This window comes from Marinicella litoralis (genome assembly GCF_002591915.1).
Classification (GTDB): domain Bacteria; phylum Pseudomonadota; class Gammaproteobacteria; order Xanthomonadales; family Marinicellaceae; genus Marinicella; species Marinicella litoralis.
Window position 1 is genome coordinate 237822 of sequence record NZ_NIHB01000002.1, and the last position, 17672, is coordinate 255493.

A 17672-nucleotide genomic window follows, 5' to 3' on the forward strand; every position below is an offset into this window, starting at 1 on the left:
GTCTGGAGGTGATTTATCAACCTGGCCAATATCAGGAACGATTGAACTATGTCGGGTGTTGTGATAGATTAATTGTTGTTATAGGTATCACCTCAGAGGTCATCATGACAGCACGCATATTAATTGTTTCTATGTTATTGATTTACAGCACTTGGCTGAACGCCCAAAGCACAGCCATATCATTGTATGAGTCAGAACATTTTGGAGATGCCACCTACTACACTGGATTGGGCAGTGCTGGAAACTGTCAAATCATGGCAACCTTACCTGCATGGGGAAATCAGTTGGATTTCAAAGTGGCGTTGAATCAATCCCAATACACCTCTGGTGATATGTCAGCAGGTTGTGGTACATGTTTATCAGCCACTTATTTAGGCACGGGTTTGGGTAATGACCCACCTCCACAACAGTTTACTGCCTTGGTGGTTGACCGTTGTCCTGAATGTATTGAAGGAGACCTTGACTTACATGCTGAACCGCAATTGGACGGCCGATGGGACATCGCATGGTCAGCCATAGATTGCCCAGTTGGGAACACCACTCTGGCCTATTTGTTTGAAGGTTCCAACCCTTTTTATATAAAAATGGGTGTCAGAAACCACCGCATAGCCATCAAAAGTTTACAAGTACAACCGCAAACAAACGGTCCATTCTTTACTGCAGAAAGAACCTCAGACAATTTTTTCACTTGCAGCGCCTGCACAGTTCCATACGAGTTCCCAATGGCAGTCAGAATACAAGGCATCAACAATCAAATCATTACAGATACAGTCCCTGGAATGATGGACGACGTATTGATCACCGGCAGTGAAAGTAAACAATTTGAATCCATCGACTCAATCATTTTTGTTGATGATTTTGAAGACTTTGGCTTTTGAAAAAAACATAATGGCAGCAGTAAATTAGGAGTCACTTCAGCCTTTATTTCTTTGTTTGACCAAAACATCGCCCTAGGCTTGGTTTTCAACGCTTAAGCGCTGCCTGTCCTTGATCAATTAATGGCTTTTTCCATGAATGTCGCTTCCATGGTACTGCCGTTGCTGAGTATTTGTTTGACTTCTTTAATTTTTTGAAAACCCATGTTTTTATAAAACGAAATTGAGTTTAGAGAAGCTTTGATGTTGAGTTTATCAGCCTCTTTTCTGTCAGCGAAGCGCTCAATTCGCTGCAACAATCGTGAGCCTATGCCCATTCTCGAATGTTTAGGATCAACGTACAATGATTTGATACATTGTTCAGCGATTAAATAAACGGCCACACCCAACACTTTGCTTTTTTTGTTGGTAGCAACATAACAGCGTACATTGTCATTATTGATGTAATCAGCCCACCACTTTATTCTTTCGGTGTTTGGTTTAGGAGACCACGCTGATAAAACCTGTTTGGGATAGTTCTCTTTTGAAATTGATTGAACCGCTTTAAATTGAACGGTAATCATGTCTTTGGCATCATTAGACCTCGCGGCCCGGCATTCTATTTCTTTAGTCATAACCATTTATTCTAACACATTTACATAGAAACTTAAAGCCACCAAACATGCTTGATGGGTCAAAAAAGCTTCAAATCCATGGGGTTTTATTCGTAACAACCCTGAGACTCACCCTGCAGGGCTTGCGTGAAATTTCTCATTCTAAGTGTGGTACTGAGTTGGGGGAAGGTCAAGATCCTGCTCAGTTTAGCCTGCTCAATTAATGTCTATCCTTGATCGATGACTTGATCGATGTTGGTACCTAAATTCACCGTACCATATATGAATATTTTTTTACTTTGGATGGATAAGAGATTCTACCGTACTATTATTATTATTGTAATTTATGTCATTTACATCAGAAACATAAACTCTATTTATCAAGATATTACCCACTGCACCAACAACATCAAATTCCATAGTACAACTTAATACATCTCCTGGTTCAAATGAACTGATACTTCTTTCCGCTAAGTTCCAACCGGGCGCTGTTTGAAAGAATGAGAATCCGCAGTTACTATCGACATAGAAAATATCTTCCCAGTACACATCATGAACCTTAAGTGATTGTACTGTTGAAGGTCCTAAATTTTGTATAACTAACTGAAAAGTAATTCGATCTCCAGCTTTTATGGGTTCAGGTGTTAATAAACGTTTACTCACAGATACATCAGTTAAAGCACTAGGGAAAAGAGATGATGAGTTTAGATATTCTCCATTCTCTGCAGCAACCAGAATGTCCAACTTAGCGTCATTCTGATCAAACTTATTCACCACAGGATCGAACCCTGAACCAAATACACGATCAGGTGAATTGATGGTAGCAACGACGTCAGTTAAGCCTGGTGTATTTGCTGGTAAATTGATGTCTTCAACCCAGTCAGTTCCATCGTATGTCCAAAGTACTCCTGAGTTTCCACCATTACCATCTGGCTTGAATCCAACCGCAACTATATTCCCAGGCCCTGTTCCATCTAACCAAGACAACGTTTGATCACCTGGAATCGTCACATTCATATTTGACCAAGCTGAACCATCAAAATGCCAAAATTCATTGGTGTTTCTGATAGCAAAAGCTTCAAATGGCTTAAATGCACCAGGAATACAGCCTAATTGAGGAATCCATACCGCCGTTAGATCCAGAGGGATTAACTCATCATGCAATGGCATATCAGCTGTTCCACTGAGCTCTGCTAAAGTGCTGTCAATATGATGTATATCTCCATCAGATGTGAACATTTTCATGTCTTCAGTGGTACCACAAGCCGTTAACATGGGATCATTGTAACCACGACAAAAGGGTTGTTGGTTTGGAGGCAAACCTGGATGGTGAGGACAAACAAAATTAAAAAAAACTAAAGATTGATAAAAAACAACATCTTTTTCAGGGGTTATCCAGCTCCCTGTATAGGGTGTATCAGTGGCAGAATCCACAATTTTATTCCAGGCAGACCCATCCCATAATAACACCACGTCCTTTCCTGTAGCTACCGCCAGATCCTCTGAAACAGCATAGACATCATATAAATCATTGGTCGTGCCAGAGGGAATTAGGGTGCCATTATCGCCGTTAACAAAATGCACAATACTGCCATAGTTGCCAACACCTATTACAAAGTAATTATTGACAGCAGAAATACCATTCAAAACTTCCCCTGTGGGGCTTTGATTCAAATTCCATAAAGAAGGGCTGCATCGGCATTAAATATAAAACCAAACACCAAAACACGGATCAATATTCTGTTTTTCATAGACACAATTTAGGTTAATTAAATATAGATGCGAGAAAGCGAATGATTTAACGCCAAATAGTTTTTAATTAATTTTTGAATTTATATTATTTCAATGACGGTGGATTAATATCAGGCTGCCTTAAGCGCCCTACTTTTGGACCAATCAGGTGAACCAATCAGGGACAGGCACCCCAATCCTTGGAATTAAGCCAACATCAGCTCTGGAATAACACTTTAACCCTCAAATTCTATCCAGCAGAACATGTCTGCAACCGTCCCGCTCAAATAAAATCCAGTAAAACCGTTTAAAAATCAACTTCTACAAAACCAACTCAAAAATTCACCCAGCTAACACCTTAACCAAGCCATTTTAAGCGCTAAAAACCCAGAAAAACTTCAACTAAGTATCCTCAGTCAGTGCCTGTCCTGTATTAGTTTTTCAATGCCTCTTGATTAATTTTTTAGTTCTTCCCAGCTATTTTAATAATTCTAGCAACTGGAAATTCATCTTCATTTAAGGACTGCCAATAATCTAAAACCACCTTATGCTCAGCTTTATTTAAAAAACCAAAAAATACTGATAAGCTCTCATACGTTTGCATATTATTTAATAGCACTTCATTAAAAGAGGCTATTATCAATTCCTCTATTTGGTATTTTTCACAAGATTCAAGATTAGAATCACAGTAGTATTTATTAAACTCTATAAATCGACTTGAATCAGCGTTAATTATTCCCCAGTCTTGAGGTTCATATGATAACGACAACTGATTGGAAAGGTTTTTGAGCAACTCTAACGCTTTATATTTCATTTTTATTCTCTTTGATATATCGGAAATGCTGATGAAACACCAGATTTACTAGGAACTATTCTTATATGTTTAGCATCAGTAAAAGTTCCATTAGGGTGGATGATTCGACCCAAACCAGGAGGCGCATCAAATGTTTTTGCCCCATTCTTCAATTGGCCCAACCTATCTGCTATAAATTTTTCAGCAGCAATATCATCTAAAAATTGGCCTTGCGGGATTCCAGATCCTCGCGCTTCTTGTATAAAACTAATCAAGGACAGGCACCCCAATCAACAAATTCTTACACGCTCTTCAGTAATTTGCCACAGATAATTACCCACCAATTGCTCAAAATATAGTTTTTAAACGGAGTTTTTGTATGACTATTGCCCGAAACCAACAGATTTGTGTCGAAGAAACGCCGTATTACCATATTGTCTCAAGATGTGTTCGACGCGCTTTTCTTTGCGGTGAAGACAAGGCTTCAGGAAAGTCGTTCGAACACCGCCGTCAGTGGCTCATTGATCGCATCAAACAAGTGACATCTGTCTTTGCAATTGATGTCTGTTCATATGCCATCATGAACAACCATTTGGCCTAATAGCCCCTACTGTTGGTCATATTGTATTAAAGGTCAATTCAACTGAAGAATGGAACGCCACACAAGTGCTCATGACTTGGTGTTCACTTTACTCATTACCCGTACTTTGTGACCGATATTTGAAAGGTGAGATTGAGACCGAAGCAGAGTTAAGGCGAGTGAAAGAATATGTCGCTGAATATCGTGCTAGATTAGCGTCTGTTTCTTGGTACATGAAGGCGATTAATGAATACATTGCTCGCATGGCCAATGAAGAAGACAAGTGTACTGGACACTTCTGGGAGTCAAGGTTCAAGAGCCAAGCACGCACGACCAGTTAAAACACTAAGACTTCTTTCACTTCGTGAAAACCGTCATAATGTTTTTCCTTGTGCTGCTTGATGAACGGGCTTTACTTATTAACCTGCATGGCAGCATAGGCTAAAAAGTGATTACGGTTTTTGCGAAGCAAAAGAAGTGGTTGCTTTGTGCCGTTATGCGTGTAGATTTAAATCCGATAAGAGCCGCAATGGCTAAGGATCTAAGGGGCTCTGATTTTACTTCGATTAAGGAAAGAATTGAGAACAATAACACTTGGCTTTCAGGTTTTGGGAAAGATGGTAATGACTTGCCCTTTTATCTTTCAAGCTATATTGGTTTGGTCGATGAAACCGGTAGATATTTAAGGGATGACGCCTACATGGATGTAGGTGTGCCGAGTGAGCAGGATGCGGAAGCGGCCAAGCGTGGTTTTATCTCTGAGATATCAGCTAAAGCCATTGATCAAATTGGTATCAATCCTGATGACTGGGTAGCATAGGCTAAAAAGTGAGTGCGGTTTTTGCACAGCAAAAGAAGCGCTGGCTTTGTGCCGGTATGCGTGAATTAAAGGACTTTAAATCCATAGGTTTTTATTCGTATCATCCCTGACACTCACCCCTGCGGGGCTTACGTGAAAAATCGTTCCGAACGATTTTTTCAGCGGTTGGAACAGCCAAACAACTCAAAGAATTCTCAGCCAAGACCAAGCGAAAATGGACACTTGGAATTAAGTTAACGCCCGCTTTAGAGTAGCTTAAAATCGCCACAATTCAATCTTCAGATTCTGTCTGCAACCGCTCAACTCGGATCAAATTCGGGAAATCCAACTAAAAACAGTCCAAACCTTTAATTGACCATTTCCTTTGTGAGTTCGGAGGTCAAATCAGTAATTTTTTATGACTAAAACATCGATCAATGTTCGGTTTGCAGTCCATAAGCGATGCATGTCCTTGATTAGTTTCCAAGCGAAAATGGACGCTTGGAATTAAGCTTAAACCTGCTTTGGAATAGCTCAATAATCATCAAAAATTAATCAGCAGATCATGTCTGCAACCGTCCAACTCGGCCTGGATTTGTCAAATCTCCTCAATTTTAAGTAGTCAGCTACTCAATCCAAGTTGATCAATTAATTCCAGATACATCACATGCAAAAAATTAATTTTCTATGACTAAACCATCGCCTAAAGCTTATATTTCAATTCTTAAGCGATGTGTGTCCTTGATTAGTTTATCCAAACTATCTTCTAATATTCTGTAATTCCAGCCGATCCAACACCAAGCCAGCATCTTTTTTAACCCAATTAAAGCAAAAACAAAGCCCAAATAGTTAAATTGAATTCTTTAACTAATGCCTGTCCTTTATTGGTTCTTGTAAATTAGCAGGTCAAATCAGTCGTTTTTTTATGACTAAAACATCGCTAAAAATTGAGTTTGTAATTCTTAAGCGATGCATGTCCTTGATTGGTTAGCAAACTGGCAACAACATTAAAATAGTATTAATTTGCTTGAATTAATCGAGGCGTTCATATATGTCTTTTATTGGTTATCAAATTCTTCATCTTTCATAATCTACCTACTTTAACTTAGTTAGTTAATAATAGGCAGATACACAGATTGATTTACAGTCTCGACACACCTAATACATTTTAATGTGATGGGCCGAGATATGAAGAAAAATAAAAAATTAATATTGGAATTACAAATAATATACTTTTTTGATATAACTTAATCTTATTTGCAAAGAGTAATGGAATTAACACCAAAACTAATAGTATAAATAAGTTATTCGAAATGGATATGTTTTTTAAATAGCCATTTGAAATAGTTTGTTCAACTTCATTAAACAAAGACAAATGTTCTTCTATTGTTTTTGACATACTTATTAGCACTTTATTTTGTATTAAAACATCTACATTAATACTTATAATCAAACAACTGATTAGATATATTAATACAATTATCAAAAAATAAAGTTTTCTATCATTTATCTTAATCATCTTCTTTTAATCCAATTATCGAAATTTTCTTGAATCTCTCTTGCTCTTAATGTTATTTTGGTATGCATTTCACCAGATTTACTATAGAAAGAATCAAGGACAGGCATCCCTTTCAATTAATTCTTACACGCTCATCAGAGTTTTGCCACAGATAATTTTGCCTTTAAAGTCCAAAATCATACTTTTAAATGGAGTTTTGTATGACTGTAGCCCGAAACCAGCAGATTTGTGTTGAAGAAACACCTTATTATCACATCGTGTCCAGATGCGTTCGCAGAGCCTTTCTTTGCGGGGAAGATAAAGTATCAAAAAAGAGTTTTGAACACCGCCGTCAGTGGCTCATTGATCGCATCAAACAAGTCACTTCTGTGTTCGCCATTGATGTGTGTTCCTATGCCATTATGAGTAACCACTTTCACATCGTTTTAAAGGTTAATTCAACTAAAGAATGGAATGCCACACAAGTGCTCATGACTTGGTGTTCACTTTACTCATTACCCGTGCTTTGTGACCGATATTTGAAAGGTGAGATTGAGACTGAAGCCGAACTTAGACGTGTTAAGGAATATGTCACTGAATATCGTGCTAGATTAGCGTCTGTTTCTTGGTACATGAAATCAATCAATGAGTATGTTGCCAGAATGGCCAATGAAGAGGACAAATGTAGCGGTCATTTCTGGGAAAGCCGCTTTAAAAGCCAAGCCCTGCTTGATGAGCGAGCATTATTAACTTGCATGGCTTACGTAGATTTAAACCCGATTCGAGCAGCTATGGCTAAAGATTTAAAGGACTCTGATTTCACCTCAATAAAGGAACGTATCGAAATGAAATCCACTTGGCTTTCTGGTTTCGGCAAAGGTGATAATGACTTACCCTTTTATCTTTCTAGCTACATTGATTTGGTGGATGAAACTGGTCGATGTTTACGTAACGATAAAAGAGGTTATATCTCTTTAAGAATTGCTAAAACTATTGATGCAATTGGCATCAATCCTGATACATGGTTGGATGAATTAAAGGGCTTTAAATCCATCGGTTTCTCTGCTGTTGGAACGGCTGAGCAGTTAAATGAATATTCGTTAAAAACCAAACGTAAATGGACCCTTGGTATTAAGCTTACTCCTGCTCTGGAATAGTTCAATAACACTAAAAGTTTATTCAGCAGATCATGTCTGCAACCACTCTGCTCGCCCTAAATTCGACTAAACCATTAATAATCCAAACTATCTTCTAATATTCTGCAATTCCAGCCGATCCAACACCAAGCCAGCATCTTTTTTAACCCAATTAAAGCAAAAACAAAGCCCCAATAGTTAAATTGGATTCTTTAACTAATGCATGTCCTTTATGTATGCGGAAGCGGCCAAGCGTGGTTTTATCTCTGAGATATCAGCTAAAGCCATTGATCAAATTGGTATCAATCCTGATGACTGGGTAGCATAGGCTAAAAAGTGAGTGCGGTTTTTGCACAGCAAAAGAAGCGCTGGCTTTGTGCCGTTATGTGTGAATTAAAGGGCTTCAAATCCATCGGTTTTTATTCGTATCATCCCTGACACTCACCCTTGCAGGGCTTACGTGAAAAATCGTTCCGAACGATTTTTTCAGCGGTTGGAACAGCCAAACAACTCAAAGAATTCTCAGCCAAGACCAAGCGAAAATGGACGCTTGGAATTAAGCTTAAACCTGCTTTGGAATAGCCTAACAACACCACAAAGTCACTCAGCAGATCGTCTCTGCAACCGTCCAACTCGGATAAAAGCCGCCAAAACCAACTAAAAACAGTCCAAACCTTTAATTGACCATTTCCTTTGTGAGTTCGGAGGTCAAATCAGTACTTTTTTATGACTAAAACTTCGATCAATGTTCGGTTTGCAGTCCTTAAGCGATGCATGTCCTTGATTAGTTTCTTGATTAGTTTTCTCAGGGCAGTTAAGGAAGCAATGTAAAAATGGGCTCACATTGAGATAATACCTCAATCGTCTCATCATCAACACTTATAAGCACATAATGCTTAATTGGTTGTTCATCATATAGGTTGAACGTTTCATGATGGTACTTTCTAATCAGCGCAGAATCGTTACTGACATAGAATGGCCATTTTGATGACTCAAACAAATCTATTGAACGATCAGGAATATTAGGGCTAACGGTATAGTATTCAAAATCTTCAAATGTCAATTTCACTCTCTTTGCATCAACACAATCCTCTTCTTTCAAAATAACACGAAACCCTTCAATATCATATTTGATTGATTCAATATTGATACGCTTAGGCACCTTTTCATCAAATATTTTTTCAAAATTGCAATTTCCAAAATAACCGCTACTCATTTGGCTTTTTTCCATACCTAACCTCATTAGTTGTTCTCTTTTGCTCAGGTTTTGTTGCTTTATTTTTCTGAACTTGTATTGTTGGCCTTCCATCCTTACTACGACTTCGGACAGTAACTGTTCTACCATCATCTGTGCTTCCAGTTTTCCCTTCAACACCGTCGCCAGTCAACGGTTTAACGTCATCTAACCCTAGCTCATCAAACTCTTCAACAGCCCCATCAAAATTACCTTGAGGCTTTTCAGAGATTGTATTTTTACTCTTATTAGTTTTGTGATTTTCAGATGAACCAATCAATGTATCTAATTTTTTACCCGAACTTTCACTTTCTGTATCAGAAACATCACCCTGATCACTAGTCATTATACTAGTATCTTGAACATCTCGCATACCATTATCACCAGCAGTATCATGCTTCTGTTCTGGTAAAGGAGCAGTTTCTGGAGTTGTAGCTGGTTCTGTAGGTGGTGGTGTAAAAATTGACAATGGATCGGTTGGTGGAGGTTTAACAAAAATATTAGGAGGTAATTTACCTTCATTGGCAATAGTCTTTTTGGCTTCAATGATACTCATTGTATTATCTGTTGATAAAGTAGACTCTCTTGAAGGAGTCATTCTACTACTCTTCAAACCAGCCTTTGCTGCCTTGCCTAAAACTAATCTACCAATATTTTTAGCAATAGCAACTGTTACAGGGTTGACTATTACATACCCACTAGGATCAATCCCTGACAAAGGATTATTCTGTATATAACTATAAGGATTAATCGCCTGAGATGTAGTCCCTTGTATGAATGGGTCTACGCTGAGGAACCTGCCATTATTAAAATCATACATTCGGCCATTCATATGAATCAGTTCAAAGTTATCCAGATGTTCATGGTCGGTAAAGCCCCGCTTGGTCACATCGATTTCAGCGGTGCTTAGGCTGTCCTCATCTTCGAAATTCAAAGCTGGTGCTGACATCCGGCCCCACGTATCTCCTTCTCTTGGTTTACCAAAGGCGTCATAGCCTTTCAATGCAATGCGAATGCCTTGCTTATCCAGGATCTGAGTGGTTGAACCCAAACGGTCTTTTTGCATAAAGTGGTATTTAAAGACCTGATTGGCATCACGGGTTACCATCAGATAATCAGATAGCTGAAACTTGGACTGAAGCTCACCTGTGGTGGCGTTCTGAATCAATTCAAACTGTGGCCCTAAGTATAAAGTGGTTTCGATCACAGCCTCATTATTTTGATCGAAAGATGTCTCTTCTTTAAAATATCGTTGGTTGTCAGTTCCATATCTGAAGTTAATCGATTCTGCTGAAACAATTTTCTCTGACTGAATCAACAAGTTATATGAATCATAAACAAAAGTGTTAAATCTTGATGATGAGGATTCGTTTATTCTGTTGCCTTTTGCATCATAATTATAACTGATGGTTTCATTAGTCAAAACTCCGTTGGCATCTACTAATGATGCTGTGGTAATGGCATTGGGCCCAGCATGACCGTGGTTATTCTCACCATACCTCTGATCTATTGAGAAGTCTGATTTAACTTCCAAGTTCCCTAAACCACCATTGTCATAGGAATAGCTAATGGGGGTTAGTCCACCAACTGTAGATGTAATCAATCTTTGTAACTCATCATAGGCAAATGTTTCTGATGCATTTATACCGCCACCATCTATATTCTGATTATGACTGGTGATGTTACCCCAGCCATCATATTCATAGTTGAATACTTGAGAATCAGTTCGATTCGCATCACCGTGACTGATAGATTTTGCTTGGCCTGTGCCCGGATAATAGGTATAGCTACTGACCATGCTGTTCTCACCGGTTAGGCTATATAAGGTTTTATGTTCAATCTGCCCCCTTAAGTTGAAGTCATCTACACTCATGATGGTACTAGAACGTGGATTGTCCCTTTGTTCGATTAATGAACCAAAAATGTCATAGTAATTAACCACTGAGTACCCTGTATGAAGCTGCTCATCATCTGGAGACGGGTATGAATAGATGGTTTGTTTCAAGAAGTTATGATCTTGATAATAATAATGATCTGTACGAGAACTCACATCGGTAATATCAGTGATGCCTAGATTTGGATCATTGATAGTAACTTCTTCAGTTATGATTCGAGCAAATTCATCGTATTCGAATGACTTGTAATGAACTTGATTAAAATGATCTTCATTGACAGAACCCATTTGACTGGAGTTGCTGTCTCTTGTTTGAGAAGTCAGCAGTGCATGGGTATATACGGTTTTATCATGGTATGCCCTATAACTAGTTTTGGGTTGTAGGTTTGTATCAACATTGGCATATTGGTCTGTAATTCGTCCTAACTCATCATAGACCATGTAGTTAGCCAATAGTTGTGGTTTTTGCACATCATCTTGTTGGTAAACAACTTCACCAAATGAGTTGTACTTGAAAGTCTTTTTACCCATATTCGGGTCTTGAACTGTTAATTTGCGACCTAAATTATCATACTCAGTGATAATCGGGTTGCCCATGGCATCAGCGATGATGTAAGGAGCTCCGGCTGAGTCATACCAGTATTGTGTTACGTGTTTATTGGCATCGACAGTTTGACGCAGTTTTCCAGCTGAGTCATAACTTCGGTACATGGTTAGGCTCGGATTGTTGGTGTTTTCACATCCTGAGTCGGCTGCCATGGCCGTAATTTCTGTAAATCCACCTTCTGTAACGTACTGGGTGTTTCTTTTACAGTCTGAACCGCCATTGGTGGTTAAATTACCCATATCGATTAACGTTTCAAATAAACGGCCTCTTTCATCGTATTGTGTGAATGTGTAATGAGGAATGTTTCTACCTGAAACACCAGTGAAATTATTGTTTAAAACTTCAAAAGGTTGGGTCACCAACTCATTTTGTCCGAGTGGATTAGTTAAACTAAATACATATGAGTCTTCACCTGAATGTATAGTCCTACTCAAAACAGCTTGACCGTTTTGGTCTAGCCAGGATGTGATCATCGGAGAGCCTGGCTTTCTGGTTTCAGTTATAAATTTAAGCTCTGGAATGGTAAGACTTGAGTCTGTAAAGAAAAATCCGGTGTTAGAAACTGTACTGAATTCTGTATTAAAATTACCCATCAACGTATTAACCAAGTTTTGTTGATCATCACAATAATTGTTGCCACATTGACGCAAAGCTGATGCGGTTGGTTGTTCTATTAAGTTATTAACCGTTGAACTATAGGTAAAGGTTCCAGTTGGTGTGTTGTAATCATCATATGTGAAAGCCGTTATAACCCCATTTGGATCTGTTTGATTTTTTACTTTTCCTGAGTTTGCATGATAATCCATACTGGATAACAGTCCTTGGTTATTGATGATTTCAGGAAAGTAACCCAATGCATCAAAAGTTATGGTGGTATTTCTGTTTTGTGTGACTAAATTATCATGATCAGCAACGCCAGAAGTTATGGTGGTCATTACATTGCCATAATTATCATATTCAAAAACATTCTTAACCAAATCAGATCTGTTTACCGCATGATTACAGTCAATATTATTTGAAATGTCATATCCAGCTGTGAATTGGCATTCTAGTTTTCTAAGATCATTCGAGCCCCAGAAAAACAATGATTCTGTTCGTCGATCAACTGGGTGGGTTCCATAATTTTGATGTGTGTCATAACTTCCTGATTCTGATAAGGTCGTTTCAGTCACGCTAGTGGTTATTTGATCAACCCACCAATTGGATTCATTGGAGTTATAAGTATAACTAATCAGGGACAGGCACCTCTTTCAATAAATTCTTACACGCTCATCAGAGTTTTGCTACAGATAATTTTGCCTTTAAAGTCCAAAATCATACTTTTACATGGAGTTTTGTATGACTGTAGCAAGGAATCAACAAATATGTGTTGAACAGACGCCCTATTATCACATCGTGTCCAGGTGCGTTCGCAGGGCTTTCCTTTGTGGTGAGGATAAGGTATCTGGTAAGTCATTTGAGCATCGCCGCCAGTGGCTGATTGACCGCATCAAACAAGTTACTTCAGTATTCGCCATTGATGTGTGTTCCTATGCCATTATGAGTAACCACTTTCACATCGTTTTAAAGGTTAATTCAACTAAAGAATGGAATGCCACTCAGGTGCTTATGACCTGGTGTTCGTTATACTCTCTACCCGTGCTCTGTGATCGATATCTTAAAGGTGAAATAGAAACTGAAGCTGAGCTTCGGAAAGTCAAAGAATATGTGACTGAATACCGGTGTAGATTGGCGTCTGTATCTTGGTATATGAAGTCAATTAATGAGTACGTTGCTCGTATGGCTAATGAGGAAGATAAATGTACCGGACACTTCTGGGAGTCACGCTTCAAATCCCAAGCCCTGCTTGATGAACGGGCTTTACTGACCTGCATGGCTTACGTTGATCTGAACCCGATTCGAGCTGCTATCGCGAAAGATTTGAAAGGTTCTGAATTCACTTCGATTAAGGAAAGAATTGAGAACAATAACACTTGGCTTTCAGGTTTTGGGAAAGATGGTAATGACTTGCCCTTTTATCTATCAAGTTACATTGATCTAGTTGATGAGACAGGTAGGTGTTTAAGGGACGACAAGCGTGGCTTTATTTCAGAGAAAACAGCCAAAACCATTGATGATGTTGGTATTAACCCAGACTCCTGGTTAGACGAATTAAAAGGATTCAAATCCATTGGGTTTTCAGCTGTAGGAACCGCTGAACAACTCAAAGAATATTCAGCCAAGACAAAGCGCAAATGGACGCTTGGAATTCATCTAAAACCTACCCTAGAATAGTTTAGAGCTCATCAAAAATCAACAAGCAGATATTTTCTGCATCCGTCCAGCTCGAGTAAAATCCAGTAAAATCGCTTAAAAATCAACTTCTACAAAACCACCTCAAAAATTCACCCAGCTAACACCTTAAGCAAGCCATTTTAAGCGCTAAAAACCCAGAAAAACTTCAACTAAGTATCCTCAGTCAGTACCTGTCCTGTATTAGTTTATGTATGTCCTTGATAGGTTTGTATGTCCTTGATAGGTTATCCAAGAAAACTAAACGCAATTGGGCCGTTGGTATTAAGCTCACTCCTGCTCTGGAGTAGTCAAATGACCTACAAAAGTTAACCAGCAGATCATCTCTGCAACCGTCTAACTCGCTTCAAATCTGGCTAAAGCCATAAAATCTTCAGTTAACTAGCAAGCCAATCAAATTAAAGTTTAAACCTCTATAATTTTCACCTGAAACTCAACTAAAAATGAGCGTTTTGAACTGGTTTTATTTTCTTAATCAATGACTGTCCTGTATTGTTCTTAATCAATGACTGTCCTGTATTATTCTTCTTAATCAATGACTGTCCTGTATTGTTTTTTATTTTCTTAATCAATGACTGTCCTGTATTGTTTTGTATTGTTTTTTTTATAGGTTTAAAGTATGGTAATTATTATTGATCATTTATTGCCAATGAGCTTCCCATCGAAACTGATTCAAATACGTAAGTCGCAAGGCTTAACCCAACAAGCACTGGCTGATACTGCCAACATACATATCAATCAAATTAGACGGTACGAGGCAGGTTCTTCTCAACCAACCTTAGAGGGTTTAATTAAACTGGCTAAATCACTGCATGTATCTATAGATGAACTGGTCTTTGATGGATCTGATCGAGCACCTACAGATAAAATGAAGCTGATGTTTGAAGCTGTGGCCAACCTGGGAGAGAAAGAACAAGACATTATTCAGGAACTGCTGGAAGGCATGTTGGTTAAATATGAATCAAGACGCTGGGATTCTGGAAGACAGGCGGCTAAATAGAAATGGCTGTAGATATTTCTATTTTCATAAAGCAGGTTGATATGATTGATATTGATCAACTTCAATCACTATTAGCCAAAAATAGTTTTGAGATTAGCATTGACCCTGGCACAGAGTTAAATTCATCGTGGACACAATTTAATTGCTCTTTCAGAGGGAAAAAAATAAGTTTCGAATACTTTTATGAGCCCATTGAAGACACCATGTTTGCAGTTGAAGACCACCCGGAAATTAAAAATTTTGATACCTGTATAGGGTTTCAAACATCTGCTGATGAAAATGCCATAATCTGTGCAGTAGTAATCTCCGGCTTAATAGCAAATCATTGTAACGGAGCATACTGGTTGATGGACCGTTTTGAAAAGAACACCGCACCCATAGACATGGCAAAGCATGTCTATAAGCACGCATTAGATATTATTCACTAACAAGCTTATTTTCCAGCCTTCTTATACCTTCTTCAATAAGTTCTAATTTTTCCTGATAAGCTTGATTAATCGATTCAATTTTGGTGGGTCTATAGTCTTTTTGGGTATTAAATTGATGAATTTTTAAATGTTTCAATGAATTCTCGACTTCTCCTATAGCTTCGTAAATACTAGCTATAGCACCATTAAAACCTTTTCTATTATTTTTAGGAAACTTAATATCTATATCTATGAGAATTGATTCAAATTTTTCCAATGCTTTCTCAGGCAATTGAGATTCACTTGAATGTTCAATGTGACTTAAATACTCAATCATTACCTTAGGGTTCATAATCCAATTAATCCAAGGAATAACACAATTATCAAGACAATTAGCTAAACCACTAATGTCGTCAGTTTCCCAATGCTGCAAATCACTCCATTCATCAACTAAAATCATTTTTCCTGAATTTGTTGAAACCGAGGCTTCAATAATATGAATTGGAATATTTTTTTCATAAAGCTTAGAATATTTATCATATATTTCTATAGACACAATAATAACTATTTTTTTTTCTACTTCTGTGTGTGAACTTAACTCCCAAAAATCTGATGTCTCTAATCTAACACTTAATTCAATATTATTACGACATAAGCTCACAGCATGTTTGATTAGCTTGCTGTTTTCGAACCCAGAAGGTAATAGCTTTTTTAAATCATTTTTTTTCATAATCATTTATTCAAATAGATATGCAATGTTCAAATTAATTTTATATCCTGTTTCTTTTATCCAGCCTTCCATTTGTTGTACTTTTGCTGCTGTTGGCTTAGTTTTAAACACATATGTTAAATTACCTTCATCTTTCAAATACATTGCATACTGCTGGATTTGATTTTTCTTTACGGCGGATCCGGTTAATTTTGCTTCTAAAATCCCCCCTTTATAAAACCAATCAGGGATTGCCGAACCTTTAGGGATTCCAACCACATCACTTGTACCATTTAGAATTGCTTTTGTATTAGATTTCAAGCGAATTAAATGACCTATGAATTTTTCAAACTCATTCCCCGATTTAATTCTGCTCAACCAATATGAGCTCTCTGCTAATTTTCTTGCTTTATCAAGATTTTTTATACCTTGATAAGTTAACGCTCCACCAGTAATCAAACCTGCAGTTACTGGATTCAATGCTGCAATTTCAATAGGCGTGGCGACACCTGCAGCAATTTCAACCAACCTATAGGTTCTTGGAAATGCTAACGCATACATTTGCATTCTTGCGCCAATTTGTTGAGCTAGGCTCAAGGAGTAAGTATTGAAACTGTTACCGGAATAATCAATTAAATTAATCGGATCATTGGCAGTGTACAAATATTTATGTAATGTTTTAGGCTCAAACTGCATCCCCGGGAACGTATCCATATTCTGGAACCGCCCAATACCCGGATTATAATACCTCGCCCTTAAATAATAAAACCCAACATTGTTATCATACTGCTCGCCAGTAAACAGGTAGTTGTTTTCAATGGCACCATACTGATAATCCAATTCACCAAAAATTCTTCAGGAAAGAATTTTCACGACAGCCCCGAAGGGGTGAGTCTCAGGGAAGAGACGAATAAAACTTGATAACCAACTCAATATTAAAAAATCTCACTGAATTAACTTAAACAACTCTAGCCCCTTACTCTGAATCAAAGCAACCCCCTTTTCAATTTCATTTCTGTATTTATCCGCATCAAAATCGTAACCTGAACAAATTTCATAACCAATTTCATCAATAAGCTTTCCTCCAATAGACTCCCCAAACATTAATTCGACTTCAAGAAAAATATACAGTGATTCAACTAATGAATAAGCATCTTCCTTTTCTTCATCTGTAAAGTCCGAAATGTCGCCGAAAGAATGATGAAATAAAACTGCAAGACTACCATATCTTTTAATCTCTTCACCACTAAGTTCACCATCAATGATCATTTGGTCAAAGCCACCATCAAAGTAAAAGCCTATTATTTTATCAATATAATCATTCATTAATCCGCACCTGCCAAAAAGTCTTTCTTTCCTCTTCTTACATAAGTCGATAAATTTTTTGGGGCTCTCAACTTACAAAATTTATCAATTGAACTAATCAAGGACAGGCACCCCAATCAACAAATTCTTACACGCTCTTCAGTAATTTGCCACAGATAATTACCCACCAATTGCTCAAAATATAGTTTTTAAACGGAG

At 37.9% G+C, this 17672-nt stretch carries 17 protein-coding genes; 8 read left to right on the forward strand and 9 right to left on the reverse strand.

What is annotated here, in order from left to right:
• Positions 1 to 104 precede the first annotated feature (104 nt).
• Positions 105 to 878, forward strand: coding sequence for an expansin family protein (locus tag CCS90_RS07540; protein WP_133566549.1), 774 nt, complete (start codon positions 105 to 107; stop codon positions 876 to 878).
• A gap of 113 nt (positions 879 to 991) precedes the next feature.
• On the opposite strand, the gene CCS90_RS07545 is transcribed toward CCS90_RS07540, so the two are convergent.
• The 4 genes from CCS90_RS07545 to CCS90_RS07560 all read right to left on the reverse strand — a co-directional run bounded on the left by CCS90_RS07545 (position 992) and on the right by CCS90_RS07560 (position 4267).
• Positions 992 to 1489: a GNAT family N-acetyltransferase gene (locus CCS90_RS07545; RefSeq protein ID WP_162846909.1), complete on the reverse strand. Its 498-nt coding sequence runs from the start codon at positions 1487 to 1489 to the stop codon at positions 992 to 994.
• Between the two features lie 273 nt (positions 1490 to 1762).
• On the reverse strand, positions 1763 to 3115 hold the full coding sequence (locus CCS90_RS07550) for a DUF11 domain-containing protein (protein ID WP_143751549.1): 1353 nt from the start codon (positions 3113 to 3115) through the stop codon (positions 1763 to 1765).
• Between the two features lie 547 nt (positions 3116 to 3662).
• Positions 3663 to 4013 (reverse strand): hypothetical protein, encoded by a 351-nt coding sequence (locus tag CCS90_RS07555; RefSeq protein WP_099018947.1) that lies wholly within the window; start codon positions 4011 to 4013, stop codon positions 3663 to 3665.
• Between the two features lie 2 nt (positions 4014 to 4015).
• Positions 4016 to 4267: a hypothetical protein gene (locus CCS90_RS07560; RefSeq protein ID WP_099018948.1), complete on the reverse strand. Its 252-nt coding sequence runs from the start codon at positions 4265 to 4267 to the stop codon at positions 4016 to 4018.
• A gap of 104 nt (positions 4268 to 4371) precedes the next feature.
• On the opposite strand from CCS90_RS07560, the gene CCS90_RS07565 reads away from it, so the two are divergent.
• The 4 genes from CCS90_RS07565 (at position 4372) to CCS90_RS07580 (ending at position 8026) form a co-directional block, all read left to right on the forward strand.
• Positions 4372 to 4593, forward strand: a complete 222-nt coding sequence (locus CCS90_RS07565; protein ID WP_099018949.1) for a hypothetical protein — start codon at positions 4372 to 4374, stop codon at positions 4591 to 4593.
• Positions 4594 to 4664: 71 nt separating this feature from the next.
• The gene (locus CCS90_RS14845; protein ID WP_143751550.1) at positions 4665 to 4913 is read left to right on the forward strand and encodes a hypothetical protein; all 249 of its coding nucleotides are present in this window, start codon (positions 4665 to 4667) and stop codon (positions 4911 to 4913) included.
• 107 nt (positions 4914 to 5020) lie between these two features.
• Complete coding sequence (locus tag CCS90_RS07570) at positions 5021 to 5392, forward strand: hypothetical protein (RefSeq protein WP_099018950.1); 372 nt, start codon at positions 5021 to 5023, stop codon at positions 5390 to 5392.
• 1698 nt (positions 5393 to 7090) lie between these two features.
• Positions 7091 to 8026, forward strand: a complete 936-nt coding sequence (locus CCS90_RS07580) for a transposase (RefSeq protein WP_099018952.1) — start codon at positions 7091 to 7093, stop codon at positions 8024 to 8026.
• A gap of 793 nt (positions 8027 to 8819) precedes the next feature.
• Here CCS90_RS07580 and CCS90_RS07585 read toward each other — a convergent pair.
• Together CCS90_RS07585 and CCS90_RS07590 are read right to left on the reverse strand one after the other, a co-directional pair.
• Positions 8820 to 9236 (reverse strand): hypothetical protein, encoded by a 417-nt coding sequence (locus CCS90_RS07585; RefSeq protein WP_099018953.1) that lies wholly within the window; start codon positions 9234 to 9236, stop codon positions 8820 to 8822.
• Complete coding sequence (locus CCS90_RS07590) at positions 9214 to 12546, reverse strand: RHS repeat domain-containing protein (RefSeq protein WP_162846748.1); 3333 nt, start codon at positions 12544 to 12546, stop codon at positions 9214 to 9216. The genes CCS90_RS07585 and CCS90_RS07590 overlap by 23 nt, the downstream gene beginning before the upstream one ends.
• Positions 12547 to 13078: 532 nt before the next feature.
• Between CCS90_RS07590 and CCS90_RS07595 the strand changes: the two genes are divergently transcribed.
• The 3 genes from CCS90_RS07595 to CCS90_RS07605 all read left to right on the forward strand — a co-directional run bounded on the left by CCS90_RS07595 (position 13079) and on the right by CCS90_RS07605 (position 15460).
• The gene (locus tag CCS90_RS07595) at positions 13079 to 14014 is read left to right on the forward strand and encodes a transposase (RefSeq protein ID WP_099018955.1); all 936 of its coding nucleotides are present in this window, start codon (positions 13079 to 13081) and stop codon (positions 14012 to 14014) included.
• A 637-nt stretch (positions 14015 to 14651) separates the two neighbouring features.
• On the forward strand, positions 14652 to 15032 hold the full coding sequence (locus tag CCS90_RS07600) for a helix-turn-helix domain-containing protein (RefSeq protein ID WP_211336984.1): 381 nt from the start codon (positions 14652 to 14654) through the stop codon (positions 15030 to 15032).
• Between the two features lie 2 nt (positions 15033 to 15034).
• Entirely contained in the window at positions 15035 to 15460 is a 426-nt protein-coding gene (locus tag CCS90_RS07605) for a hypothetical protein (protein WP_099018956.1), read from the forward strand.
• On the opposite strand, the gene CCS90_RS07610 is transcribed toward CCS90_RS07605, so the two are convergent.
• From CCS90_RS07610 to CCS90_RS07620, 3 genes are all read right to left on the reverse strand, one after another.
• The gene (locus CCS90_RS07610) at positions 15450 to 16169 is read right to left on the reverse strand and encodes a hypothetical protein (RefSeq protein ID WP_133566442.1); all 720 of its coding nucleotides are present in this window, start codon (positions 16167 to 16169) and stop codon (positions 15450 to 15452) included. The two genes, CCS90_RS07605 and CCS90_RS07610, sit on opposite strands and share 11 nt — an antisense overlap.
• Before the next feature lie 6 nt (positions 16170 to 16175).
• Positions 16176 to 16988 (reverse strand): RHS repeat-associated core domain-containing protein, encoded by an 813-nt coding sequence (locus CCS90_RS07615; protein ID WP_162846749.1) that lies wholly within the window; start codon positions 16986 to 16988, stop codon positions 16176 to 16178.
• A gap of 105 nt (positions 16989 to 17093) precedes the next feature.
• Complete coding sequence (locus CCS90_RS07620; protein WP_099018959.1) at positions 17094 to 17474, reverse strand: hypothetical protein; 381 nt, start codon at positions 17472 to 17474, stop codon at positions 17094 to 17096.
• Positions 17475 to 17672 lie beyond the last annotated feature (198 nt).